This window comes from Streptomyces sp. NPDC002209 (genome assembly GCF_042890265.1).
Lineage (GTDB): Bacteria > Actinomycetota > Actinomycetes > Streptomycetales > Streptomycetaceae > Streptomyces.
Window position 1 is genome coordinate 287,890 of sequence record NZ_JBIARX010000007.1, and the last position, 23,951, is coordinate 311,840.

The following is a 23,951-nucleotide window of genomic DNA, read 5'->3' on the forward strand; positions in this document are numbered from 1 at the left end:
TTCGTACGAGAGGGCGGGCGTCGGTTGCGGCCGGAACGGGTGCCGGCATCAGTTCACCGAGAAGGTGACGAACGCGTTGTCGCCGCCTCCGCCCGAGGTGGTGCAGCGGTGCGGCGCAGGGACCTGGCACTGGTACTTGTTGCTGCCGGAGAAGGGGTTGTCCCAGCGGATGGCGACCGTGCCGCCGCCCGCCATCGTGTAGTTCGCGTAGCCCTCGGTTCCGGTCATGACGCCCTCCGACTCGCTCTCCCAGGAGGCGTTGGCGCCGGGGTTGATCAGCGACGGCGGAAGGTTGTTGCCGGTCCAGATGCCGTGGGACAGCCCGGCCCCGGTCCTGGCGAGCAGCGTGCCGCTGTTGTTGAACACGCGGACGACGGTGCTGCGGGCAGCCTGGGCCGTCATCTCCGTCGACGCGGTCTGGGCCGAGAACGCCGCGGGTCCGCCGGTCAGCGTGAAGTTGACGGTGGCGTTGTCGCCGCCCCCACCGGTCCGGGAACAGGCGTAGCCGGTCGGCGCCTCACAGCTGTAACTGTTCGAGCCGGCGTACGGGTTGTTCCAGTGGATCTTGATCTGCTGCCCGGTCGCCGTGACCCGGTAGGTGGTGTAGCCCTCCGTCCCGGTGAGCATGCCGCACGAGCGGCTGCCCCAGGAGGTGGTGATGCCCTTGGCGATGTAGTCCGGCGGCAAGGCGTCGTTGTTCCAGCACCCGTGCGGCAGGGAGGAGCTGACCCGGGTCAGCTGCTGGCTGGTGCTGTTGCTGAAAACGACGTCCGTACTGCGGGCCGAGGACGCCGCGACGGGCGACGAGCCGGCGACCGGCGCGGCCTGGGCTGCGGGGGCGAGCGCGGTGGCACCCGCCGCCAGCGCGGCGACGGCGGAGAGCGCGGTGGCCCAACGGGCCCGGGAACGGGTCAGCTGCATGGGGGTGTATCCCTTCGAGTCGTGAGCGGGGGCGGAGGGGCGGATCAGTCGACGTAGAACAGCTGGTACTGGTTGTTCCAGGTGGGGTTGCACTCGTAGCGGCTGTACAGGCCGAGCGCGACGCTCAGCGAGCCGGCCTGGATGCACTGCGAGAAGGACGGGTACGTCCCGCCCGGCTCCCGGTAACCGGCCGTGGCCGCCTGGGCGGTCGCGGCGCCGCCGACGCCGAGCAGCAAGGCCGTGCCCGCGCAGAGGGCGACGGCGAGCGAGCGGCGCCGGGTCGTGGCTGCGGTGCCTGATCTCATGGGGATTCCTTTCGGGCATGCCTCATCACGCCGCGGCGGCGCCGGGCTCATCGAGGAGGAAGCAGGGGGAGAAGAAGAGAAGGAGACTGGGTCGGGCCCACATCCGCCCAACCGGCGGCGGATGGTGTCCGCCGCCCCCGCACCCGGTCTCCCGGATGGTTCAGTTCAGCGGCTTGCCGGGGCACACGGAGCTGCCCCACGCCGTGGTCACGGGGCAGGGCTTGTCGCCGTGGTGTCCGCCGCCTCCGTGTCCGTTGCCGCGTCCCTCGTCGGCTGCGCCGGCGAGTGCGGAGCCCGCGGTGACCCGGGTGCCGGAGCCGGCCGGGCCGCCGGCCGTGTCGGTGCCGTGGCCGGAGACGGCGGCGCCGCCCCACAGGCAGGCCCCGATGGCCAGTCCCGCAGTCAGTCGCAGGGTTTTGACGATCAAGGCAACTCCTCTGTCAGGCAAGAGCATGGGGACACGGAATCAGACGCCGGTTCCGCCGGTTCCGCCGGTTCCGCCGGTTACGCCGGTTACGAGGACGACTCTGCCAGGGCCCGCTGGCACCCGGCAGGCCTGGAAGGGATCATGTGGATGCCATGCACGTTTAGGAGGCAAGCGGTGGAAATGGGCGCGGATGCAGGAACAGGCGTACCCCGACTCGATGAACCGGCGACGCTGCTGTACCGGTGGGCCCTCGTCCACGGCCGGCTCACACCCGAGACGCTGCCACGCGCCGCGGCGGAGACCGGCCTGAGCGAGCAGGTCTGCAGAGGGGCGATCGAGCAACTCGCCGAGGTGTACCTGTTCCAGCCGTTGCCCGGAGACAACGGGGGAGAAGGGGACGCCGGCGCGGGCTGGCGGGCCGTGAGCCCACAGTCGGCCGGCGCGCAGGTCCTCGCCGAGAAGGAGACCGAATTACGGCTCCACGAGGCGGCCTTACGGGAGCAGCGGGAACAACTCCAGCGCCAGCGCGACGGATTCAGCGCCCTCGTTCCCGTCTACCTCCAGGCCCGCCGGGACACCTTCCCCGAGGGGACCATCGACCACCTCCCGGACCAGTTCGCGGTCCGCGCGCTGCTCACCGAGGTCATCGACACCTGCCGCAGTGAGGTCCTGGTCTCCAAGCACGGCGGCTCCTTCCCACCGGCCGCGCTGCGCGAGGCGCTGCCCCGGGACCTGGCCCTGCTCGCCCGCGGGGTCCGGATGCACAGCCTCTACCAGCACGCCACCCGCTTCGACCAGGCGACCCGGGTGCACGCCGAACAGCTCATCGATGCCGGTGCGGAGATCCGCACGCTGCCCGAGGTGCTCCCGCAGATGATCCTGGTCGACGGCCAGCTCGCCCTGCTGCCCGCCCGGTCCGGTGGCGCGCTGGTCATCCGCGAGCCCGACCTGATCGGTTATCTGCTGGACGTCTTCCAGCGGGACTGGGCGAATGCCACGCCCTTCGCGACCGGCCCGCAGGCGGCCCACGGCGTATCGGAGGCCATGAAACGGAGCATCCTGGTACTGCTCGCCAAGGGGCTCAAGGACGAGTCCATCGCCCGGCGACTGGGAGTCTCCCTGCGGACCTGCCGCCGCCACGTCTCCGAGCTCCTGGACGGCCTCGGGGCGCACAGCCGCTTCCAGGCGGGCGTGATCGCGGAACGAAACGGCCTGACCGGCCACCCGGTCGCCGCCCCGGCGGTGCCCGCGCAGGAAGCCCCCGTCCGGGAAGCCCCGGCTGCCGCCGCACCGGCCCCAGGGCCGAACCTTCAGGAGCCCGGGGCCAAGAGCGGAACCGGTGCCGGGACCGGGGCCGGGACCGAAGTTGGAGCCGAGGCCGGAACCGCAGCCGGAACCGCAGCCGGAACCCGAGCCGGGGCCGGGAGCCCGCCGCGCTGCCCCGGCTGCGACCGCCCGCTCCCGGTCGTCGCCGCCCAGCGGCAGGGCCGACCGCCCCGCTACTGCTCGGCGCCCTGCCGCTCCCGCGCCTATCGGGCCCGGCTCAAGTCCCGCCAGGCCCTGGACACCCCGTGACGTAATCGCCCACCGCGACACGAAAGTCGACGAACCGGCTGCACGGCGCGCCGGTTCAGCCGCCGTGGAGCCGGCCGGTCGGCCAGATCGGGGAGGAGACGACCCGGGACCACTCCGGATCGCGCCGGCCGGGCAGCGTGCGGCCGTCGTCGGCCCAACGGGCCAGCAGCGCACAGTAGATCGGCGGATCGGGCTGCCGTTGCGGAACCGATTCTTCGTAGCGCGGAACCGATTCTTCGCAGCCGGGCGGCGTCGGCCGCCGTCGCCGTCCCGTTCTTGCCCCAGGGGTTTCGAGCGTGGTCATACAGCGCCAACGCGCCACCCGACCACGGGTAACCGCCCCGGCCCTCCGGGTATCCGTTCGAGGTGTCCCCGCCGCGCCCTCTCCCGAAGTGGCCAGACGTGCCGGGCTGTCAGGAAGTGACAGAAGTCTGGCCCCGGGCCGAGTTTCTGACGTACCGTCATATTCGCTCGGGCCGACGCCGCGCCCAGCGGCCCCGCACCCCGCGCCACCACCCGCGCCACCGTCCCGCCCAGGAGGTTTGCCATGCCCGCGGACCGACCCGTACCCCTCGACGAATACCCCGTCCACCAGGCCCCGTTGTCGATGAAGCACCTCGTCAGCGGTGACCGGAACGCATACGACCGCTGCATCTTCCACGTCTTCGACCACGCCGGCCGGGCCGTCCTCATCCTCGGGCTCGGCGTGTACCCCAACGCCGGGGTCATCGACGCCTACGCCACCCTCCGCATCGGCGACGAACTCCTCGCCGTCCGCGCCTCCGACGCCCTCACCGACGACCGCATGAACCTCTCCGTCGGCCCGCTGCGGATCACCGTCGACGAACCCCTGAAGCGGATCACCCTCCAGTGCGACGCCGACCCCGCCGACCCGCGCGGGCTCGCCTACGACATCACCTGGACCGCCGAGTTCCCTGCCGTCTGGGAACCCCACCACGTCCAGCGGCGCGGCGACCGCCTCATGCTCGAAGGCCGCCGCTTCGTCCAGGCCGGACACGTCACCGGCACCATCCGCGCCAAGGGCGAGGAGCACACCCTCACCGCCGCCGAGTGGACCGGCACCCGCGACCGCAGCTGGGGCGTGCGCCCCATACCCGGCGAGGACGGCGGCCGGGCCGCCGAGGAGTACCGCCCCGAAGGCTTCCACTGGCTCTGGATCCCGGTCCGCTTCGAGGACCGCTTCGTCATGGTCATCGCCCAGGAGGACGCCGACGGGCACCGCACCCTGAACGAGGCCGTCCAGGTCTTCCCCGAGGACAGCGGCCGCCACGACGTGCAGCTCGGCTGGCCCCAGACCGAGATCCGCTACCGCCCCGGCACCCGCCACCCCGAGAGCGCCGTCGTCCACCTCGCCGACCCGGCCCGCAAACCCCTCGAACTCGGCGTCGAGATCCTGAACTCCTCCCCGCTCGCCGTCGGCGCCGGCTACCCGCCCGCCGCCGACTGGCAGCACGGCACCTGGCAGGGCCGCGGCTGGACCGACCGCCGCACCTACGACCTCTCCGACCCCGCCGCCCACCCGATGGCCGCCTTCGGCGTCACCGACCACTCCGCCCGCTTCACCCTCGACGGCCGGACCGGCTTCGGCATCTTCGAACACGGCAGCTTCGGCCGCCACGACCCGAGCGGCTTCACCGACTACGGCTCAGTGGCCCCGTAGCAGCGCCCCGTACCGGAACCAGCAGGAGAAAGGGGAAGTCATGGCAGCACCCGCACCACGCCCGCGCACCTCCACCCGCGAACCCGAGGAACTCGCCAGGCGCCTGACCGCATGGCTCGACGCCGAACTCCCCGGCGCGAAGATCACGGGCGTCTCCGTCCCCGGATCCAACGGCATGTCCAGCGAGACCCTGCTCTTCGACATAGAGCACCCCGACACCCCGGTCCGCTCCTGCGCCCTGCGCCTCGCCGCCGACCCGGCCGCCTACACCGTCTTCCCCGCGTACGACATGCCCCGCCAGCACCGCGTGATGAGCCTGGTCGCCGCCCACACCGATGTGCCCGTCCCGCGCGTGCTGTGGCTGGAGCAGGACCCCGGACCGCTCGGGGCGCCCTTCTTCGTCATGGCCCGAGCCGAGGGCAGGGTCCCGCCCGACGTCATGCCCTACACGTACGAGGGAAACTGGCTGCACGCCGCGAGCGACCGGGAACGCGCCGTACTCCAGGAGGCGAGCATCTCGCTCCTGGCCCGGCTGCACGACCAGTTCCCCGCCCAGGAGGCCGAGTTCCTCCTCCCCGAAGGCGCGGGCAGCCCGCTGCGCCGCCACGTCGACGCCCAACGCGCCTACTACGCCTGGGTGGTCGACGGACTCGCGCCCTCCCCGCTGCTGGAGCGGGCCTTCGACCGGCTGGAGGAACTCTGGCCCGCCGACGAGGGGCCCGCCGTCCTCAACTGGGGCGACGCCCGCATCGGCAACGTCGTCTACGAGACGGACGGGTTCCGGCCGGTGGCCGTCCTGGACTGGGAGATGGCCGCCTGCGCCCCGCGCGAGGTCGACCTCGGCTGGACCGTCTACCTGCACCGCTTCTTCCAGGACCTGACCGTCGGCTTCGGCCAGAGCGGCCTGCCGGACTTCCTGCGCCGCACCGACCTGGAGCGCCGCTACGCCGAACTCACCGGGCACACCCCGCGGGACATGGAGTTCCACACCCTGTACGCCGCCCTGCGGCACGGGATCGTGATGCTGCGGATCGCCTACCGGCAGGCGTACTTCGGGGAAGTCGACATCCCCGCCGACCCGGACGGCCTGATCCTGCACCACGCCAGCCTCGCGGCGATGGTGCAGGGCACGTACTGGTAGATCCGGATCCGGTGGATCCGGCCGGGAAAGTCCTCAGGCCGCCTGCGCGTGCTGCCGCATCTGCGGCAGCAGCGTCGGCGCCGGCATCCGCACGGGACGCGAACCGGGACCGCCGACGTGCGAGAACGGCTGCGTCCGCCAGTCCAGACCCTGCGGCAGGTCCAGCAGCACGACCTCGAGCTCCTGGGGCTCGCCCTGCCCCGTGCCCACGGTCGGCAGCGCCTCGGAGGCCGGACGGCCCGTGCCCGCGCACACCGTGAGCCCGAACGGGTTCCACGGGGTCAGGCAGAGCGCGTGCTCCGGCAGGTACTCCTCGTCCGCGACGAGGGCGATCGACTGGCCGCAGTCCGGGCAGATCGCGTGGTGGATCTCGAACCCGTCGGCGTCTTCGAGGTACTCCCCGTCGTCCGCGTACTCGGTTCCGTTGAATTCCACGGGCTCCGGTTCGGTGCGACCGGCGCGCTTGGTGTTCAGCATGGTTGTACTCCCCCTTGGGTGGGCCGGGCGGGCAGGTTCTACGGCCTCGGCCACACGAAGCACTTCCCGCCGCGCGGCACGAGTAACCACAACATCCCGGCGTACGCCTCCATACCCTTGTGGCCTTGGTCACATGCCCGCCGCAGGTGCCACTTGTAGACGGACAGCACTGTGCCTGGAGCGCCCTTGGGCCTTAGGTTGAGCGGCTATGAGCGCAATGGAGGAGCTGGACCGCCAGATCGTGGATCTGCTCGTGCGGGACGGGCGGATGAGCTACACGGACCTGGGCAAGGCCACGGGACTGTCCACGTCGGCGGTCCACCAGCGAGTACGCCGTCTGGAACAGCGCGGGGTGATCCGCGGGTACGCGGCCGTCGTCGATCCCGAGGCCGTCGGCCTGCCCCTGACGGCCTTCATCTCGGTGAAGCCCTTCGACCCGAGCGCACCGGACGACATCGCGGACCGGCTGGCCGGCGTACCGGAGATCGAGGCCTGCCACAGCGTCGCGGGCGACGAGAACTACATCCTGAAGGTCCGGGTCGCGACCCCGCTGGAGCTGGAGGACCTCCTGGGCCGCCTGCGCGCCCTGGCCCACGTCTCGACCCGCACCACCGTCGTCCTCTCCACCCCGTACGAGGCGCGCCCGCCCCGCGTGTGACGCCGTTTGCGCCGCGCCCCCGGGGGCGCGGTCGAGGCGGGGCGGCGGACCCGCGAAACTGAGGGCATGACAGACCGCACCGCCAGCTCCGCCGATGCCGCCGGAGCCCCCGCATCCGAACGGACCGTCCTCCTGCGCGGGGGCGAGGTACACAGCCCCGCCGACCCCTTCGCCACCGCGATGGTCGTCGAGCGGGGGCACATCGCCTGGGTCGGCTCCGAAGGCGCCGCCGACGCCTTCGCGCAGGGCGTCGACGAGGTCGTCGACCTCGGCGGGGCGCTCGTCACCCCCGCCTTCACCGACGCACACGTCCACACCACCTCCGCCGGCCTCGCCCTCACCGGGCTCGACCTCACCGGCGCGGCCTCCCTCTCCGACGCCCTCGGCCTCGTCCGCGCCCACGCCGCACGCCGCCCCGCCGACCGGGTGCTCCTCGGCCACGGCTGGGACGCCTCCCGCTGGCCCGAGCGCCGCGCGCCCCGCCGCGAGGAGCTCGACGAGGCCGCCGGCGGCCGGCCGCTCTACCTCAGCCGCATCGACGTGCACTCCGCCGTGGTCACCACCGCCCTGCTGGACCTCGTGCCGGCCGTCTCCGTCCGCGGCGACGAGCCGCTGACCCGCGACGACCACCACGCCGTCCGCAGGGCCGCGCTCGCCGCCGTCACCCCCGCCCAGCGCGCCGAGGCCCAGCGGGCCGCCCTCGACCGGGCCGCCTCCCTCGGCATCGGCTCCGTCCACGAGTGCGGCGGCCCCGACATCTCCTCCGCCGAGGACTTCGCGGACCTCCTCAACCTCGCCCGCGAACGGCCCGGACCGCGCGTCTTCGGCTACTGGGCGGACCGGGACCTCGAACAGGCCACGGCGCTCGGCGCCATCGGCGCCGCCGGCGACCTCTTCGTGGACGGCGCCCTCGGCTCCCACACCGCCTGCCTGCACGCGCCGTACACCGACGCGGGCCACACCGGCACCGGCTACCTCGACGCCGCCGAGGTCGCCGAGCACGTCGCCGCCTGCACCGAGGCGGGCCTCCAGGCCGGTTTCCACGCCATCGGCGACGCCGCCCTGACCGCCGTCGTCGAGGGCGTGCGCGCCGCCGCCGAGAAGGTCGGCCTCGCCCGCATCCGCGCCGCCCGGCACCGCGTCGAGCACGCCGAGATGATGACCCCCGTCACCATCGCCGCCTTCGCGGACCTCGGCCTCACCGCTTCCGTGCAGCCCGCCTTCGACGCGGCCTGGGGCGGCGAGGACGGCATGTACGCCGACCGGCTCGGCGCGGAGCGCGCCCGTACCCTCAACCCCTTCGCCGCGCTGCTCAAGGCCGGTGTGCCGCTGGCCTTCGGCTCCGACGCCCCCGTCACCCCGTTCGACCCCTGGGGCACCGTCCGGGCGGCCGCCTTCCACCGCACCCCCGAGCACCGGATCTCCGTACGGGCCGCCTTCACGGCCCACACCCGGGGCGGCTGGCGGGCCCTGGGCCGCGACGGCGCGGGCGTGCTGGTGCCCGGCGCCCCCGCCGACTACGCGCTCTGGGAGACGGCCGAACTGGTCGTCCAGGCCCCCGACGACCGGGTCGCCCGCTGGTCCACGGACCCCCGTTCCGGGACCCCCGGACTGCCCGACCTGACCCCCGGCCGCGAACTGCCCGTGTGCCTCGCCACCGTCGTCGGCGGGCGGGAGGTATTCGTACGCCCACAGGGGTGATCCGGTCGGCCTCGGTTCGGTACGGGCGCTCGGACCCGGATAGGTTCGGCCGGGTCCACCACCGGACGTCCGTACCGGGCGGATCCGTCTGCTCAGCGCGCCCGCGCCTCGGGGGCGAGGGAAGGTTTCGCCGGGATGGGGGTCCCCCCTGCTCCGAAGGAGCTCGGGGGAGGGTGGCCCCGTGTCGGGGCCCTGCGGTCCAGTAGACAACGGTCACGGCGACCCGCAGCCAGCGGGAGCCGGACCGGCCCGAAGGACCGCGGGCCCCGACCACTGTTCTAAAGTCATCCTCTGTGACAGGACGTACAAGAACACGAAGGCGGACTCAGTGAGCGACGGCGGACAGCGAGGCCACGGACCGCTCGGCACGGCCTTGGTGATCATTCCGACCTTCAACGAGGCGGAGAACATCGGACCGATCGTCGCGCGCGTGCGCGCGGCGGTGCCCGAGGCGCACATCCTGGTCGCGGACGACAACAGCCCCGACGGCACCGGCAAGCTCGCCGACGAGCTCGCGGCCGGCGACGACCACGTGCACGTCCTGCACCGCAGGGGCAAGGAGGGTCTCGGCGCCGCCTACCTCGCGGGCTTCGCCTGGGGCCTGGAGCGCGACTACGGCGTGCTCGTCGAGATGGACGCCGACGGCTCCCACCAGCCGGAGGAGCTGCCGCGGCTGCTCACCGCGCTGGCCGGGGCCGACCTGGTCCTGGGCTCGCGCTGGGTGCCGGGCGGCCGGGTGGTCAACTGGCCCAAGAGCCGCGAGTTCCTCTCCCGCGGCGGTTCGACGTACTCGCGGCTGATGCTGGACGTCCCGATCCGCGACGTGACGGGCGGCTACCGCGCCTTCCGCCGCGAGACCCTGGAGGGGCTGGGCCTGGACGAGGTGGCCTCCGCGGGCTACTGCTTCCAGGTCGACCTGGCCCGCCGGGCGGTGCGCCAGGGCTTCCGCGTCGTCGAGGTGCCCATCACCTTCGTCGAGCGCGAGTTCGGCGACAGCAAGATGAGCAGGGACATCGTGGTGGAGGCCCTGTGGCGGGTCACCCAGTGGGGGCTCAAGGCCCACGCGGCGAAGCTGACCGGCCAGGACAGGCCCAAGGGCTCGGACAAGGGCTCGGACAAGGGCGGGAACCGGGCCTGACGGGTGCCCGGCGCCCCTTAGGGGATGTCCGGTACCTCCGGCTGAGGTCGCTTTTACGCCGCCCCAGGCACACTGGGTGGTATGACGACCGGCGTTCCCCTTTCGACGGCCCCCCGGCGGCGCTCGCGCGCCCGCACGTTCCTCCCTCTGGCGGTCGCCGCCTGGCTGATCCTGGAGATCTGGCTGCTTAGCCTGGTCGCCGGCGCGGCCGGCGGGCTGACCGTCGCCGCGCTGCTCGCGGGCGGAGTCGTGCTCGGCGTCGTGGTCATCAAGCGGGCCGGCCGGCGTGCCTTCAAGAACCTGACCGACACCTTCCAGCAGGCCCAGCAGGCCCAGCAGGGGCAGCAGCCCGCGCCCCAGGCGGCGAAACAGCAGCCGGGCAGCGGCAACGGCCTCACCATGCTGGCCGGCCTGCTCCTGATCCTGCCGGGGCTGATCTCCGACGTGGCCGGCCTGCTCTGCCTGCTCCCGCCCGTCCGGGCGTGGATCGGCCGCCGGGTGGCCGGCTCCCTGGAGCGCCGAATGGCCACGGCCCCGGCCGGGAGCTTCGGCGACGCCTTCCAGCAGGCCCGCATCCACTACCCCGACGGCAAGGTCGTCCAGGGCGAGGTCATCCGCGAGGACGAGCCGGAGCGGCCGGGCCCGGACGCCGGGTACAGGCCGCCGCTGGCGCCCTGACCCCCGTCGGGTACCCCCGTCGAACGGAAAAAGCCGAGGGCCCCCGCCACAGTTCGTGGCAGGGGCCCTCGGCTTCGTTCTCCGCGTCCGGCTGTCAGGCGGACTTGCGGCTGTCCCGCGGATGCACGGCAATGTTCATGGCGCCGGAACGCAGGACCGCCAGCCTCTCGGCCAGCACTTCCTCCAGTTCCTCGCGGGTGCGCCGCTCCATGAGCATGTCCCAGTGCGTTCGCGCAGGCTTGCCCTTCTTCTCTTCGGGCCCGTCCCCGTCCACCAGGAGTGCCATGGCGCCGCACGCCTTGCACTCCCACTCCGGCGGAATCTCTGCCTCAACCGAGAACGGCATCTCAAATCGATGTCCGTTCTGGCATGCGTACTCCACCGCCTGGCGCGGGGCCAGATCGATGCCGCGGTCCGTCTCGTAGCTGGTAACCACGAGCCGCGTACCGCGGAGAGCTCGCTCACTCATGAATCGTGCCTCCCGGGCTTGTCGCCCACAGGACAGGTGTCGCTGTCGTCGTCATCCGGTCAACGTCCGGTCGGCGGTATAGATTCCCGCTCCGGGTGATGCGTCGCCCGTCGTGCCGCCCCTTGTTGTACCCACCAATGCCCGTTTTGTCACATCTGGCAGCAGATGTCACCCAACGTCTTCACTTCTTTAGCGCGCAGTAACGGTCCGCCTGGCAGGCCAAAGGCGTACACTACCGGCCCTTCGCTTCAACGTCGAAATCCGTTCGGAATTCGTATGAAGATCCGGGCCGGATCTCCTGCCGGAGCGTCCGCCGGATCCGCTCAGATCCGCTCGGGAACAGGATTCCCCGCCGCCTCCACCGCACGCCGCACCGGCACCCGCGCCAGCAGCACGAAACCCAGTGCGAAGAACACCACCAACGAGATGATCGCGTCCCGGTAGCTGCCCGTGACCTGGTACGTCACACCGAAAACCAGCGGTCCGACCCAGCTCACCCCGCGGTCGCTCATCTCGTACGCGGAGAAGTACTCGGCCTCCTTCCCCGCCGGCACCAGGTGCGAGAACAGCGAGCGCGACAGCGCCTGGCTGCCGCCCAGCACCAGTCCGATCATCGACGCCAGTGCGAAGAACCACACCGGCGCACCCGCCGGCAGGAAGAAGCCGGCGGCCAGGGTCACGGTCCAGGCCACCAGCGACCCGAGGATGGTCCTCTTCGCGCCGTACGACACGGCCAGCCGACCCATCGCCATCGCGCCCGCCACCGCGAGGATCTGCACCAGCAGCACCGCCGTGATCAGCGTCGAGTCCTCCAGCTTCAGCTCCTGCTTGCCGTAGACGGACGCCTGCGAGATCACGGTCTGGATCCCGTCGTTGTAGACCAGGTACGCCAGCAGGAACGACAGCGTCAGCGGGTGCCGCCGCATGTCCTTCAGCGTGGCGACGAGCTGCTTCCACCCCGACCCGGCGGCCGCGTGGCCGGCGTCCGACCGGACCACCGCCCGGTCCCGCAGCCGGCGCAGCGGGATGATCGCGAACGCGCCCCACCACAGGCCCGCCGAGGCCAGGCAGATGCGCACCGCCGCGTCCTTGGAGACCCCGAAGGACTCGTGCGACTGGAACAGGACCAGGTTCAGGATCAGGACGAACGCGCCCGCCGTGTAGCCGAACGCCCAGCCGCGCGAGGAGACGGTGTCGCGCTCCGCCGGCTCCGCGATCTGCGGCAGGTAGGAGTTGTAGAGCACCATCGACACCGACATCGCCGCGTTCGCGACGATCAGCAGGAAGCCGCCCAGCAGGTAGCGGTCGCCGCCCAGCAGGAACATCGCGGTGGTCGCCGCCGCGCCGGTGTACGCCGCCGCCGCGAGCAGCGGCTTCTTGCGGCCCGTACGGTCCGCGGCCGCGCCCACCAGCGGCATCGCCAGCACCGCGACGATCACCGACATCGAGACGGCGTACGCGAAGAACGAGCCCGACCGGACCGGGATACCCAGCGGGTGCACGTACCCCTGTGCGTCCTGGGCGGCCTCGGCCATCGCCGTGAGGTACGGGCCGATGAACACCGTCAGCACGGTCGAGGAGTAGACCGAGCACGCGAAATCGTAGAAGTACCAGCCGTGCTGCTCGCGCTTGCGCTCGGCCGCGCTCGGCGCCGGCCCTTCGGGCGCGGTCCCCGCGCCCTGTTCCGTGGTCTCCGCACTCACGGGTGCCCCCTCGTTCCCGTTCGGCACGGGGAGGGTGACAGGGGGCGGTCCTGGCAGGTCAGGCCCAGGCTCCGCGCTGGTCCAGCACCGTGCGCAAGATGTCGATCCGGTCGGTCATGATGCCATCCACACCGAGGTCGAGGAGAGCCTCCATACGTTGCGGTTCGTTCACGGTCCACACGTGCACCTGCAGTCCCCGCTCGTGCGCCGTGCGGACGAACCGCCGGTCGACCACGCGGATGCCCGCCTGCGTCTCCGGAACCTGCGCCGCAACCGCACCCACCCGCAGCGCCGCCGGGATCGCGTACGAGCGCAGCCGCAGCCCGAGCACGCCGCGCACCCCGTACGAGGTCGCCAGCCGGGGACCGGCGATCTTCTGGGCGCGGGCCACCCGGCTCTCCGAGAACGAACCCACGCACACCCGGTCCCAGATACCCGCCCGGGCGATCAGATTGACCAGCGGGTGCAGGGCCGACTCGGACTTGATGTCGATGTTCCAGCGGGCGTCGGGGAACTCCTCGAGGAGCTCCTCGAACAGGGGCAGCGGCTCCGTGCCCGCCACCCGCGCCTCGCGGACCTTGCTCCAGGTCAGCTCGGCGATCCGGCCCTGCCCGTCCGTGACCCGGTCGAGCGTGGAGTCGTGGAAGGCGACGAGCTTGCCGTCGGCCGTGGCGTGCACATCGGTCTCGAAGTACCGGTAGCCCGCATCGGCGGCCCGCCGGAAGGCCGCAGCGGTGTTCTCCAGCCCGTCCGCGGCACCTCCCCGGTGCGCGAAGGGGATCGGAGCCGGATGGTCCAGGAACGGATGGCGAAGGCGTACGTGCGTCACCCGCCGCAGTATGCCCGCTGTCACCGGTGGGGAGGGAGCGGCCGGATGGCTGCGTGGTGAACGCCGCACCGCCCCCTGGTCCGGGTGGACCGCGGCGTGACAGGCTGTAGGGGCGGAAGCAATCCAATACGGGCCGCGCCCGGGTGCGGGCGGGGCCAATTCGATGAAGGTGGACCGGACAGCATGGCAGAGTGGACCTCGGCGGTGGGTGCCGCACAGCTCGCCCGTCTCATCACCTCCCAGCAGGAACGGCCCGGCGTGCCCGGGGCACGCAAGCTCCCCGCCTACCGGACCCTCGCCGACGGCATCCGGCTGCTCGTCCTGGAAGGCCGCGTCCCGGTCGCCGCCCGGCTGCCCGCCGAACGGGAGCTCGCCGCCTCCCTCACCCTCTCCCGCACCACCGTCGCCGCCGCCTACGAGGCCCTGCGCGGGGAGGGCTTCCTCGAGTCCCGGCGCGGCGCCGGCAGCTGGACCTCCGTACCGGCCGGGAACCCGCTGCCCGCCCGGGGCCTGGAACCGCTGCCGCCCGAATCGCTCGGCTCGATGATCGACCTCGGCTGCGCCGCGCTCCCGGCCCCCGAGCCCTGGCTCACCAAGGCCGTACAGGGCGCCCTCGAAGAGCTCCCGCCGTACGCGCACACCCACGGGGACTACCCCGCCGGGCTGCCCGCCCTGCGCCGGATGCTCGCCGACCGCTACACCGAGCGCGGCATCCCCACCATGCCCGAGCAGATCATGGTCACCACCGGCGCGATGGGCGCCATCGACGCCATCTGCAGTCTCTTCGCCGGCCGCGGCGAGCGGATCGCCGTCGAATCCCCCTCCTACGCCAACATCCTCCAGCTCATGCGCGCCGCCGGCGTCCGGCTCGTGCCCGTCGCGATGGCCGACGGCCTGGCCGGCTGGGACATGACCGTGTGGCGGCAGGTACTGCGCGACGCCGCGCCCCGGCTCGCCTACGTCGTCGCCGACTTCCACAACCCCACCGGCGCCCTGGCCTCGGACGAGCAGCGCCGCGCCATGGTGGAGGCGGCCCGCTCGGCCGGCACCGTGCTCGTCGCCGACGAGACCATGGCCGAGCTCCAGCTGGACCCGGCACTGGAGATGCCCCGCCCGGTCTGTTCCTTCGACCCGGCCGGCTCCACCGTGATCACCGTCGGCTCCGCCAGCAAGGCCTTCTGGGCCGGCATGCGGATCGGCTGGGTCCGCGCGGCGCCCGACGTCATCCGGAGCCTGGTCGCGGCACGCGCGTACGCCGACCTCGGCACGCCGGTGCTGGAGCAGCTCGCGGTCAACTGGCTGATGCGGACCGGCGGCTGGGCGCAGGCCGTGGAGATCCGCCGCGACCAGGCACGGGAGAACCGGGACGCGCTGGTCGCCGCGGTGCGCCGGGAGCTGCCCGACTGGGAGTTCGAGGTGCCGCGGGGCGGGCTGACCCTGTGGGCCCGCGCCGGCGGCCTGTCCGGCTCCCGGCTGGCCGAGGTGGGGGAGCGGGTCGGCGTACGGGTCCCCTCGGGGCCGAGGTTCGGCGTCGACGGGGCCTTCGAGGGCTACGTCCGGCTGCCGTTCACCGTCGGCGGCCCGGTGGCCGAGGAAGCCGCCGTCCGCCTGGCGGCCGCCGCCCGCCTGGTCGGCACGGGCGCGGGCGGCAGCGGCGCGGAACCCCCGCGCACGTTCGTCGCGTAGGTTGCGGGGGACCCGCGGGCCCGGCGGTTCAGGAGCTCAGGGGCCGACCGGCCAGGGCCCGCGGGCCGGTGGCGTCTCGGCCGCAACCCCTTCGATCTCCTCGGCGTCGGTCGACGGCTCCTGCGCCCGGGCCGGCGGCTGGACGATGTGCAGCGGCTTCGACAGCGTCACGCGGCCCGGCCCGCCCGGGGCCGGCAGCTGCCGCCCGGGCAGCAGCTCCTGCACCGCCTGCCGGTGCGCCGGATGCGCGGCGTCGTCGTACGGGTCCGGCGTGGCGGGCACCTGCAAGCGGTGCACGGGACCCGCACCCAGCCGGGCGTACCCGCGCCCCGGCGGCACATGGGCCGTCGGGGTGGTGTGCGGCGGCAGCCCCAGTACGTCGGTGACCTGCTGGATCGCGGCGGGCCCGAGCACGACCCGGGCCCGGGTGTGCTGCCAGACCGCGTCGTTCAGCAGCTCCAGGTGGTCGAACTGCTCGGCCACCACGACCGTGATGTGCGCGGTGCGCCCGTGCCGCAGCGGCACCTGGAGCTGGGCGAGGGGATCGGGGCTCCCGTCGGCGGCCGCGAGGTGCGCGAGCACGCTGGGCCGGTCCAGCAGGATCCACAGCGGCCGGCGCGTGTCCTCGGGCGCGGGCCGGCCGGCCTCGCGGGCCCGGTGCGTGGCGATCAGCCGCCGCTCGGTCTCGCGCGCCGCCCACTCCAGGGTGGTCAGCGCCCCGGCGGGACCGCACTCCACGGCCAGTACGCCGGTACGCCCGGACAGGCAGGAGAACTCCCCGCTGCCGCCGCCCTCTACGATCAGCACCTCGCCCCCGTGCTGCAGGGCCTGCAGGGCGATCGAGCGCAGCAGGCTCGAGGTGCCGCTGCCGGGCTGGCCGACGGCCAGCAGGTGCGGCTCGGTGGAGCGCGGGCCGGTGCGCCAGATCACCGGCGGCACGTCGCACGGCTCGTCGTCCTCCAGGACGGGAAGGGTGCGCTGCACACTGCCGGCGTCGGTGAAGCCGAGCACCGTCTCGCCGGGCGAGGTGACGAACGGCTGCGCGGCGATGCCCGTCGGCAGCGCGGTGAGCACCGTCAGGTCGAGCTGGTTGCCCTCCTCGTCCCAGTCGAAGAGGTACTCCCGGCCGCGCCCGGACTTGGCGTGCAGCAGGGCCTCGATCCGGGCCCGCGAGGCGGCCTCGCCGTCGGTGAAATAGGCGGGGTAGCGGATCCGGAGCCGGGTGATGCGTCCCGCGTCGTCGAAGGCGTAGTCGCTGAACGCCTTGTCCCACTCCCCGCCGTGGGCGAAGAGCGGGCTCGGGTCCTCGGGTGTGGAGAAGTACGGCACGAGGGCCTCGTAGAGGGACCCGAGCCGTTCGGTCTCGGCATCGCTGGGCCCGGTCTTGACCGGCGTCCGGTCGCGTCCCTGCCAGGCCGCCGCCCCCATCAGGGTGATCAGCGCGAGGAGGGGTCCGTACGGGACGAGCGCGACCACGAGGACGCAGGCGGCTCCCAGGAACAGCGCGGGACCACGCTTGTCCTTGGGGGTCTGCATCCACTTGCGCCGCCCGGCCGAGGCCAGGATGCGCAGGCCGCGCCCGATGACGAGGAGCGGATGGAGGACGTCCGTGGCGCTGTCGGCGGCCGTGCGAGCAAGGTCGCGGCCCCGGGTCAGCGACGTGGTGCCGCTGCTGAGGATACGGGGGAGTGGGCGCCGGGCCACGGGCGTCTCCTGGAGTTGTGGCGGTGCGGGACGGTCGTGCGGTCGGGGCGGCGCTACAGCTTGATCCCGCCGAGCAGGCTGGCGAGGCTCGCGGTGCTCGCCGTGATGCTCGGCGCGATGGCGGAGCCGGCGAGGAAGAAGCCGAACAGCGCACAGACGAACGCGTGGGACAGCTTCATCCCGTCCTTCTTGAAGAAGAGGAAGGCGATGATGCCGAGCAGGACGACGCCTGAGATGGACAGGATCATGAGAAGTTCTCCTGGTGGGTGGGGACAGTCACCATCAGTTGTTCCAGGCTCACAGGAAGTATCAATGCGATAAAAGGTGCATACGGGTGAATCCAGGATTTTTTCACTTGACCAGCGCAGCCCGGCTGGCGCGTCCGGCGCGAAGCAGGGCCAACCGGACCACCCCGGCACCAACCAGCGCCAACAGGGATCCTTGCCTCGGTCCGGCCCCGTATGTGCAGGTCCGGGCGCTACTCTGGCGATTCACCCGTACGGCCGCAGCGCCGTACGCCCCCCTGCCCGCCGGCCTGGGCAACCTCATGCCGACAGCGAGTGAAAGGCGGTACGACAGATGAGCGAGCACGAGCCCACCGAGGGCGGCTCCCAGGGCGCTCCCGACGAGGACGTCATCGAGCTGGCCACCAAGATCTTCGACCTCGCCCGCCAGGGCGAGACCGAGACGCTCGCCGCGTACCTCGACGCCGGAGTCCCGGCCAACCTCACCAACGACCGCGGCGACACCCTCGTGATGCTGGCCGCCTACCACGGCCACGCCGCCACCGTCACGGCCCTGCTGGCCCGCGGCGCCGAGGCCGACCGCGCCAACGACCGCGGCCAGACCCCGCTCGCCGGCGCCGTCTTCAAGGGCGAGGAGGCCGTCATCCGCGCCCTGCTCGCCGGAGGCGCCGACCCGACGGCCGGAACACCCTCCGCCGTGGACACCGCCCGCATGTTCGCCAAGGCGGACCTGCTGGAACTCTTCGGAGCCAAGTAGTCCGTTTTTGCCCGTGACCTGGCAGGGTCCGACCGTCCCGCCACCTCACGGGTTGATCACGGCGGCCGTAAATGTGGTCGCGGCGCACAAACCGGCTGGGTCATCATGGCGTCGGATTCGATTTGCGAACACGGCGGACGGGCAGGAGCGGGCAGGACACGAAGGGTGTCCCGGCCCACCCCCTGCGCAGACCGGCCGCCCCGGTCGCGAAGCACCGACGAGAGTGAGAAGGCAATGGTCTACATCGAGCGGAACATGACGGCGAACGTCCTCACATGCTGTTACGCGGCCCTGTGAATCCCGATTCCCGGTTGCGTCCCCAGCTTGATTTGAGGCCATTCCCATGTTCGAACCAGTCATAGCGCCAAGCGGCACCCTGCTCGGGCTCCTCCAGCGGGGCCGCGGCGACGGCACGCTGCACGCCCTCGCAGCGCCCCGGGCGGAGGCCCTCGCGGCCCTCAACCAGTGCGTGGTCAGCGACCCGCGCCAGGACTGGCAGGTCGAGAACCGCTCGCTGTACTACGCCCGCCTGTACCTGGACCTCGACGGCCCCCTCGGCGCGATCGAGAGCCACCTCTTCAGCGCCGACGACCTCGTCGACGACACGGACCACCGGACCGGCCTCGCCCTGTCCGTCCTGGGCCACCTGGCCTCGTACGGCCGCGACGACGCGCTCATGCTGCTGCGCCGCTACGCCGCCTCCGGCGCCAACTGGGCCTGGGCCCTCGACGAGCTCGCCCTGCGCGACGACGACGAGGGGCTGCGCGGCCTCGCCACGCCCGTCCTCGCCAGATTCCCGGCCACCGCCGAGGGCGAGGCGCGGCTGGCCGCCGCCGTCCGCGACGCGTACGAGCCCCGGCCCTGGTGCCTGTGGGAAGAGTCACCCGAGTACGGCGACCGCCTGCGCGCAGCCCGCCAGCAGGGCTCCTTCGACCGCTGGCAGCGCCAGCTCACCCCGAACGGGCCCCGCCCCGGCTGGGGCGTACAGGCCGTCTTCGACTGGGCCGCCGACGGCCTCCGCCGCGGCACCCCGCTGCACGTGCCCGCCGCACGCTGCCTCGCCGCCGTCGCCGCACCCGAGGACCGCTCCGCGATCCTCGCCGCCGCCGCCGGCGCCGCGGGCGAGGCCGCCCGGGCCACCGCCCTGCACCACCTGGTCCTCGCCGAGCCGGAGAACCCGGCCGTACTGGACCTCATCGAAGCCGCCGGGGACGAACCCGCCGTCGCCGCCTACGAGCGCATGTGCGGCCCCGCGGCCGTGGACCGGGCTCGGCAGTGGGTCCACCGCCCCGACGCGCTGGGCGCGGCCGCAGCCGCCCTGCTGGCCGCCCGGGGCGGAGCCGAGGACACCGGACTGGTCCTGGGCGCCCTGCGCTCCACGGTCCGCGGCTCCGGCCCGGACGCCCAACGGCTGTTCGCCCTGGTCGACGGGGCAGGCCGGCTCTCCATCGGCTGCGCGGCGCCGGTGCTGCGCCACATCTACCGCGAGACGGCCTCGTCCCACCTGCGCGGGCGCGCGGCGCGCGCCCTGGCCAGCACGGACCCGTCCTTCGCGGCCGGCTTCGCCGTGGAATGCCTCTGGGACTGCGAGGAGACCACCCGCGAGGTGGCGGCCCACCACGCGGAAACGGCGGACGCCCGCGTAGCGCCGAGGCTCCGCAGACTGGCGTCGGACCCGGCGGAGGAAGAGGACGTCCAGTCGGCGGTCCGCAGCCGCATCGCCCCGGAGTCGGCGGTGTAGAACGCAGGCCGGACACCGGGCCGGGCCGGGGCGGGGCGGGCCGGGGCGCGGGGACGCGCACTCCGCCGCAGGAGCCGACCGGGACACCAGGGGGCCGGGCCCGGCCCCGGCGGCGTCGGGCGGGTCGGCGGGCCGGCGGGGTGCCGGGCTGCCGGGAGTGGCGGCGGGGCCTCAGGGGGCGGGGTCTGCGGGCTCGGCGACGGAGAGGCTGACCGGGAGGCCAGGGGCGGGACCCGTGTGCTCGGGATCGGTGGAGTGCATCGGGACGTCGTGGTCGGGGTCTGCCGACTCGGCGTCGGGAGGGCCGGACGGGGGCCAGGGGGCGGGGTCTGTCGACTCGGCGTCGGGAGGGCCGGACGGGGGCCGGGGGCCGGGGTCCGTCGACTCGGTGTCGGGAGGGCCGGACGGGGGCCGGGGGTCGGGGTCTGTCGACTCGGTGTCGGGAGAGCGTCCGGGGGCGTCCCGCCAGTCCACTGTCCTTCCGTGTCGTGCCGGTCCCTCAAGGGCGCTCCTTCGTCGCGTCGCTACGCGATGTCGCTGCGCTCCACCCTTGACCGACCGACCCGCCCCGGAATGCCATAAGACTGTCGGGAAGCCCCCGAAGGATGGCCGGGAGGTTCATGTTCCGATGAGGGCCCATCAGAGATCCCGACCGGCAGCCCCTGTCCCTCCGCACCCAGTTCACCGGGGCCACGAGCCCAGCCGGTAAGGGTGCGCGGGGAGGGGAAGGGCTCCCTGAAGGGCCCATAGAAGGCCCTTTCCGGACCCGGGCAGGGTCAACCTGCACCAGACAGCGATGAGATGACGATCCAGTGCCACCTGGGCCGTGGACGCATCGAATCGCTACGCGCTCCTCCCGGCTTGGCGTCCTCGCCCCGCCCTTGGCTGGGCATAAGCCGCCCACGACCGGCCGAGGACCGGCCGGGCCTGCGACAGCGGGTCGTTTGCCCCTTTCATCCGCCAGTTGATCGCCAGAAGACGCCCTGCCGGAGTGGGAGGTTGAGAAATCCGGCATCAGGCTCCGTCTCGTCCTCTTTTCGCCCCACATAGCGTGCAGACGCGCGAAAAGCTGCCCATGGGAGGCGTCTGGGCGGCCTATGTCCAGCCCCAGACGGCTGTCGGACGCTGAGAGATGAGGAGCGCGTAGCGATCTGGGGCGTGTGCGGGCCCACCCCTCACCGCATGGTCATCTCTTCGCCGTCTGGTGCAGGTTGACCCTGCTTGGACCCGGAAAGGCCTTCATCTGGGCCCTTCAGGGAGCCCTTCCCCTCCCCGCGCACCCTTACCGGCTGGGCTCGTGGCCCTGGTGAACTGGGTGCGGAGGGACAGGGGCTGCCGGTCGGGATCTCTGATGGGCCCTCATCGGAACATGAACCCCCTGGCCATCCTTCGGGGGCTTCCCGGCAGTCTTATGGCATTCCGGGGCGGGTCGGTCGGTCAAGGGTGGCCGAAGGCCATCGCGTAGCGACGCGACCGCAGGGAGCGCCCTTGAGGGACCGGCACGACACGGAAGGACAGTGGACTGGCGGGACGCCCCCGGACGCTCTCCCGACGCCGAGTCGACAGACCCCGCCCCTGGCCCCCGATCCACTCTCTCAACCCCGAGTGCACGGACCCCGACCCCTGGCCCCCGATCCCACTTGGCCGTCGCCGCGCACATGGACCTCGCCCCCGGTGTTCCTGGTCGGCCTCTCCGTCGCGGTTGACACAGACCCGCCTTCCGGCCTCCCGGTCGACGTCTCCGGCGCCGAGTGGACGGCCCCGCCCCCCGGCCCCCGGTGCACTCCACCGACCCCGCCCCCCGAAGCCCCCGCCCCGCCCCCTACCCCCGCACGAACCTCAGCGGGATACCCGGTCTGGCCTGGGCTGCTGCGTTCAGGGGTGGGCCCGGGGGGACCACCCCGACGACCGGGTAGCCGCCCGTCACCGGATGGTCGGCCAGGAACACCACCGGCAGGCCGTCCGGGGGGACCTGTACGGCGCCCAGGACCATGCCCTCGCTCGGGAGTTCGCCGCCGCGGCTGCGGATCAGCCGGGCCCCGGCCTCGGTGCGGAGTCCGATGCGGTTGGACGCCGGCGAGACCCGGAACTCCGCACGCCACAGGGCCGCGATCGAAGCCGGCTCGAACCAGTCCGCCCGCGGCCCCAGCCGCAACGGCAGCACCAGCTCGGCCGGAGCCCCCGGCACCCGCAGCGCATCCGCCCCGCAGACCGGATCCGGCCCGGCCGGGCCCACCGGCAGCACCGTCCCGGCCGACAGGACAGGCGGCCCCAGCCCCGACAGCAGGTCCGTCGAGCGACTGCCCAGGACCGGCGGTACGGCGAACCCTCCCCGCACCGCGACGTAGCCGCGCACCCCCGACTCCGCCCGGCCCACCTCCAGCTCCGCCCCGGCCCGGAGCCGGACCGGGGCTCCCCAGGCCACCGCCCGGCCGGACACCCGTACCACACAAGGAGCTCCCGTGACCGCGACGGTCACGGGAGCCAGCGCCCGCAGGCCGACCCCGTCCAGGGTGGTCTCCAGCACGGCCGCCTCCGGCGGGTTGCCCAGCAGCCGGTTGGCCAGGCCGTGCGCCCCCGAGTCCAGCGCGCCCGACCTGGGCACCCCCAGGTGCGCGTATCCGGGCCGCCCCAGGTCCTGGACCGTGGTCAGCGCCCCCGCCCGCAGCACCTCCAGCGCGCCGTCCCTCACCCCGCCACCTCCTCGAACCGCACCCGTACCCCCGGTGCGAACAGCGCCGCCGGTTCCCGCGCCGGATCCCACAGCACCGCGTCCGTGGTCCCGATCAGCTGCCAGCCGCCGGGGGAGGAGCGCGGGTACACCCCCGCGTACTCGCCCGCCAGCGCCAGCGAGCCCGCCGGGACGGCCGTACGGGGCGTGGCCCGCCGCGGCAGGTGGTAGCGCTCCGGCAGCCCGGTCAGGTAGCCGAAGCCGGGCGCGAACCCGCAGAAGGCCACCCGGAACACCGTCCTCCCGACGATGCCCGCCACCTCCCGCTCCGCGACCCCCCACAGCCGGGCGACCTCCGCCAGGTCCGGCCCGTCGTACCGCACCGCGACGGTGACCAGCGGCCCCTCGGTCTCCGCGAGCGGCGCCACCTCCCAGCGCGCGATCCGCTCCGCCAGCGCGCCCGGCTCGGGCACGCCGTCCAGCAGCACGGTCCGCGCGGCCGGCACGACGTCCCGTACGGCGCCCAGCTCGCCCGCGTCCCGCCGCCGCAGCAGCTCCGCGTGGAGCGCGGCCACCTCCGCCGCCGAGTCCAGCTCGATCAGCAGTGCCTCGCCGCCGACCACCAGCGGCCTCACGCGAAGGCCTCCACCCGGACGCCCGCCGCGCCCAGCGCCTCGCGGACCCGCAGCGCGAGCTGCGCCGCCCCCGGGGTGTCCCCGTGCAGGCACAGCGAGCGCGCCTGCAGCGCCACCCGGGAGCCGTCGCGGGCCCTCACCGCGCCCTCGGTCGCCATGGCGAGCGCGCGGGCGACCACGGCGTCCGGGTCGTGCAGCACCGCCCCCGGCTCGCTGCGCGGCACCAGCGTCCCGGCCGGCGTGTACGCCCGGTCTGCGAACGCCTCCGGCACGGCCGTGAGCCCCGCCGCCTCGGCTGCGGCCAGCAGCAGCGAGCCCGGCAGGCCGAGCACCGGCAGGTCCTGCGCCCCGGCCGCCGTCCGCACCCCGGCGGCGACGGCGCCCGCCTGGTCGGCGTCATGGACCGTGCGGTTGTACAGCGCGCCGTGCGGCTTCACGTACGACACCCGGGAGCCGGCCGCCCGTGCGAAGACCTCCAGCGCCCCGATCTGGTACGCCACCTCGTCGGCCAGCTCTCCCGCCGGCACGTCCATGGAGCGCCGCCCGAAGCCCGCCAGATCGCGGTACGCGACCTGCGCGCCGATCCGTACGCCCCGCTCCGCGGCCAGCTCGCAGACCCGGCGCATGATGGACGGGTCCCCGGCGTGGAAACCGCAGGCCACGTTGGCGCTGGTGACGACGGACAGCAGGGCCTCGTCGTCGGTCAGCGTCCAGCGCCCGAAGCCCTCGCCGAGGTCGGCGTTGAGATCGATCAGAGGTGTGATCATGGCAGCCATGCGGTGAGCGTAGAACAGCGCCCACACGGCGGT

General features: G+C 73.3%; 22 protein-coding genes. 10 read left to right on the forward strand and 12 right to left on the reverse strand.

Going from position 1 to position 23,951, the window contains the following annotated elements:
• Positions 1-48 precede the first annotated feature (48 nt).
• The 3 genes from ACFYXK_RS17280 to ACFYXK_RS17290 form a co-directional block, all read right to left on the reverse strand.
• Positions 49-921: a Crystal protein ET79 gene (locus tag ACFYXK_RS17280; RefSeq protein ID WP_389411848.1), complete on the reverse strand. Its 873-nt coding sequence runs from the start codon at positions 919-921 to the stop codon at positions 49-51.
• Positions 922-965: 44 nt separating this feature from the next.
• Complete coding sequence (locus tag ACFYXK_RS17285; RefSeq protein ID WP_266669041.1) at positions 966-1,226, reverse strand: hypothetical protein; 261 nt, start codon at positions 1,224-1,226, stop codon at positions 966-968.
• Between the two features lie 160 nt (positions 1,227-1,386).
• A complete protein-coding gene (locus ACFYXK_RS17290) occupies positions 1,387-1,653 on the reverse strand; it encodes a hypothetical protein (RefSeq protein ID WP_389411849.1) in 267 nt (88 codons plus the stop codon).
• Positions 1,654-1,833: 180 nt separating this feature from the next.
• Here ACFYXK_RS17290 and ACFYXK_RS17295 point away from each other — a divergent pair, with 180 nt between their 5' ends.
• From ACFYXK_RS17295 to ACFYXK_RS17305, 3 genes are all read left to right on the forward strand, one after another.
• Positions 1,834-3,228, forward strand: a complete 1,395-nt coding sequence (locus ACFYXK_RS17295; RefSeq protein ID WP_389411850.1) for a LuxR C-terminal-related transcriptional regulator — start codon at positions 1,834-1,836, stop codon at positions 3,226-3,228.
• A gap of 547 nt (positions 3,229-3,775) precedes the next feature.
• Positions 3,776-4,909, forward strand: coding sequence for a hypothetical protein (locus ACFYXK_RS17300; RefSeq protein WP_389411851.1), 1,134 nt, complete (start codon positions 3,776-3,778; stop codon positions 4,907-4,909).
• A gap of 40 nt (positions 4,910-4,949) precedes the next feature.
• Positions 4,950-6,050, forward strand: coding sequence for a phosphotransferase family protein (locus ACFYXK_RS17305; protein WP_389411852.1), 1,101 nt, complete (start codon positions 4,950-4,952; stop codon positions 6,048-6,050).
• Between the two features lie 33 nt (positions 6,051-6,083).
• Here the strand turns inward: ACFYXK_RS17305 and ACFYXK_RS17310 are convergent, their stop codons facing one another.
• Positions 6,084-6,527, reverse strand: coding sequence for a hypothetical protein (locus ACFYXK_RS17310; RefSeq protein WP_389411853.1), 444 nt, complete (start codon positions 6,525-6,527; stop codon positions 6,084-6,086).
• Positions 6,528-6,744: 217 nt separating this feature from the next.
• Between ACFYXK_RS17310 and ACFYXK_RS17315 the strand changes: the two genes are divergently transcribed.
• The 4 genes from ACFYXK_RS17315 (at position 6,745) to fxsA (ending at position 10,702) form a co-directional block, all read left to right on the forward strand.
• On the forward strand, positions 6,745-7,185 hold the full coding sequence (locus tag ACFYXK_RS17315; RefSeq protein WP_030011705.1) for an Lrp/AsnC family transcriptional regulator: 441 nt from the start codon (positions 6,745-6,747) through the stop codon (positions 7,183-7,185).
• Positions 7,186-7,251: 66 nt separating this feature from the next.
• Positions 7,252-8,886: an amidohydrolase gene (locus ACFYXK_RS17320; protein WP_389411854.1), complete on the forward strand. Its 1,635-nt coding sequence runs from the start codon at positions 7,252-7,254 to the stop codon at positions 8,884-8,886.
• Positions 8,887-9,214: 328 nt separating this feature from the next.
• Entirely contained in the window at positions 9,215-10,024 is an 810-nt protein-coding gene (locus tag ACFYXK_RS17325; RefSeq protein WP_389411855.1) for a polyprenol monophosphomannose synthase, read from the forward strand.
• An 81-nt stretch (positions 10,025-10,105) separates the two neighbouring features.
• A complete protein-coding gene (gene fxsA, locus ACFYXK_RS17330) occupies positions 10,106-10,702 on the forward strand; it encodes an FxsA family membrane protein (RefSeq protein WP_389411856.1) in 597 nt (198 codons plus the stop codon).
• Positions 10,703-10,796: 94 nt separating this feature from the next.
• Here the strand turns inward: fxsA and ACFYXK_RS17335 are convergent, their stop codons facing one another.
• The 3 genes from ACFYXK_RS17335 to ACFYXK_RS17345 all read right to left on the reverse strand — a co-directional run bounded on the left by ACFYXK_RS17335 (position 10,797) and on the right by ACFYXK_RS17345 (position 13,703).
• A complete protein-coding gene (locus ACFYXK_RS17335) occupies positions 10,797-11,171 on the reverse strand; it encodes an RNA polymerase-binding protein RbpA (RefSeq protein WP_007262928.1) in 375 nt (124 codons plus the stop codon).
• Between the two features lie 323 nt (positions 11,172-11,494).
• Positions 11,495-12,874 carry an MFS transporter gene (locus ACFYXK_RS17340; protein WP_389411857.1) on the reverse strand — a complete coding sequence of 460 codons (1,380 nt, stop codon included), beginning with the start codon at positions 12,872-12,874 and terminating at the stop codon, positions 11,495-11,497.
• A gap of 58 nt (positions 12,875-12,932) precedes the next feature.
• The gene (locus tag ACFYXK_RS17345; protein WP_389411858.1) at positions 12,933-13,703 is read right to left on the reverse strand and encodes a glycerophosphodiester phosphodiesterase; all 771 of its coding nucleotides are present in this window, start codon (positions 13,701-13,703) and stop codon (positions 12,933-12,935) included.
• A 183-nt stretch (positions 13,704-13,886) separates the two neighbouring features.
• On the opposite strand from ACFYXK_RS17345, the gene ACFYXK_RS17350 reads away from it, so the two are divergent.
• Positions 13,887-15,389, forward strand: a complete 1,503-nt coding sequence (locus ACFYXK_RS17350; protein WP_389411859.1) for a PLP-dependent aminotransferase family protein — start codon at positions 13,887-13,889, stop codon at positions 15,387-15,389.
• Between the two features lie 36 nt (positions 15,390-15,425).
• Here ACFYXK_RS17350 and ACFYXK_RS17355 read toward each other — a convergent pair whose 3' ends face one another.
• Together ACFYXK_RS17355 and ACFYXK_RS17360 are read right to left on the reverse strand one after the other, a co-directional pair.
• Positions 15,426-17,093, reverse strand: coding sequence for a hypothetical protein (locus tag ACFYXK_RS17355; protein ID WP_389411860.1), 1,668 nt, complete (start codon positions 17,091-17,093; stop codon positions 15,426-15,428).
• Positions 17,094-17,146: 53 nt separating this feature from the next.
• Positions 17,147-17,341 (reverse strand): hypothetical protein, encoded by a 195-nt coding sequence (locus ACFYXK_RS17360; protein ID WP_030162614.1) that lies wholly within the window; start codon positions 17,339-17,341, stop codon positions 17,147-17,149.
• 331 nt (positions 17,342-17,672) lie between these two features.
• Between ACFYXK_RS17360 and ACFYXK_RS17365 the strand changes: the two genes are divergently transcribed.
• Complete coding sequence (locus ACFYXK_RS17365) at positions 17,673-18,095, forward strand: ankyrin repeat domain-containing protein (RefSeq protein WP_389411861.1); 423 nt, start codon at positions 17,673-17,675, stop codon at positions 18,093-18,095.
• A gap of 343 nt (positions 18,096-18,438) precedes the next feature.
• Positions 18,439-19,836 carry a HEAT repeat domain-containing protein gene (locus ACFYXK_RS17370; RefSeq protein ID WP_389411862.1) on the forward strand — a complete coding sequence of 466 codons (1,398 nt, stop codon included), beginning with the start codon at positions 18,439-18,441 and terminating at the stop codon, positions 19,834-19,836.
• Positions 19,837-21,658: 1,822 nt separating this feature from the next.
• Here the strand turns inward: ACFYXK_RS17370 and ACFYXK_RS17375 are convergent.
• From ACFYXK_RS17375 to ACFYXK_RS17385, 3 genes are read right to left on the reverse strand one after another with little or no spacing between them, the layout of a single operon-like run.
• Positions 21,659-22,528, reverse strand: coding sequence for a biotin-dependent carboxyltransferase family protein (locus ACFYXK_RS17375; RefSeq protein WP_389411863.1), 870 nt, complete (start codon positions 22,526-22,528; stop codon positions 21,659-21,661).
• Entirely contained in the window at positions 22,525-23,142 is a 618-nt protein-coding gene (locus ACFYXK_RS17380; RefSeq protein WP_389411864.1) for an allophanate hydrolase subunit 1, read from the reverse strand. The genes ACFYXK_RS17375 and ACFYXK_RS17380 overlap by 4 nt, the downstream gene beginning before the upstream one ends.
• Positions 23,139-23,897 carry a LamB/YcsF family protein gene (locus ACFYXK_RS17385; RefSeq protein WP_389411889.1) on the reverse strand — a complete coding sequence of 253 codons (759 nt, stop codon included), beginning with the start codon at positions 23,895-23,897 and terminating at the stop codon, positions 23,139-23,141. The genes ACFYXK_RS17380 and ACFYXK_RS17385 overlap by 4 nt, the downstream gene beginning before the upstream one ends.
• Positions 23,898-23,951 lie beyond the last annotated feature (54 nt).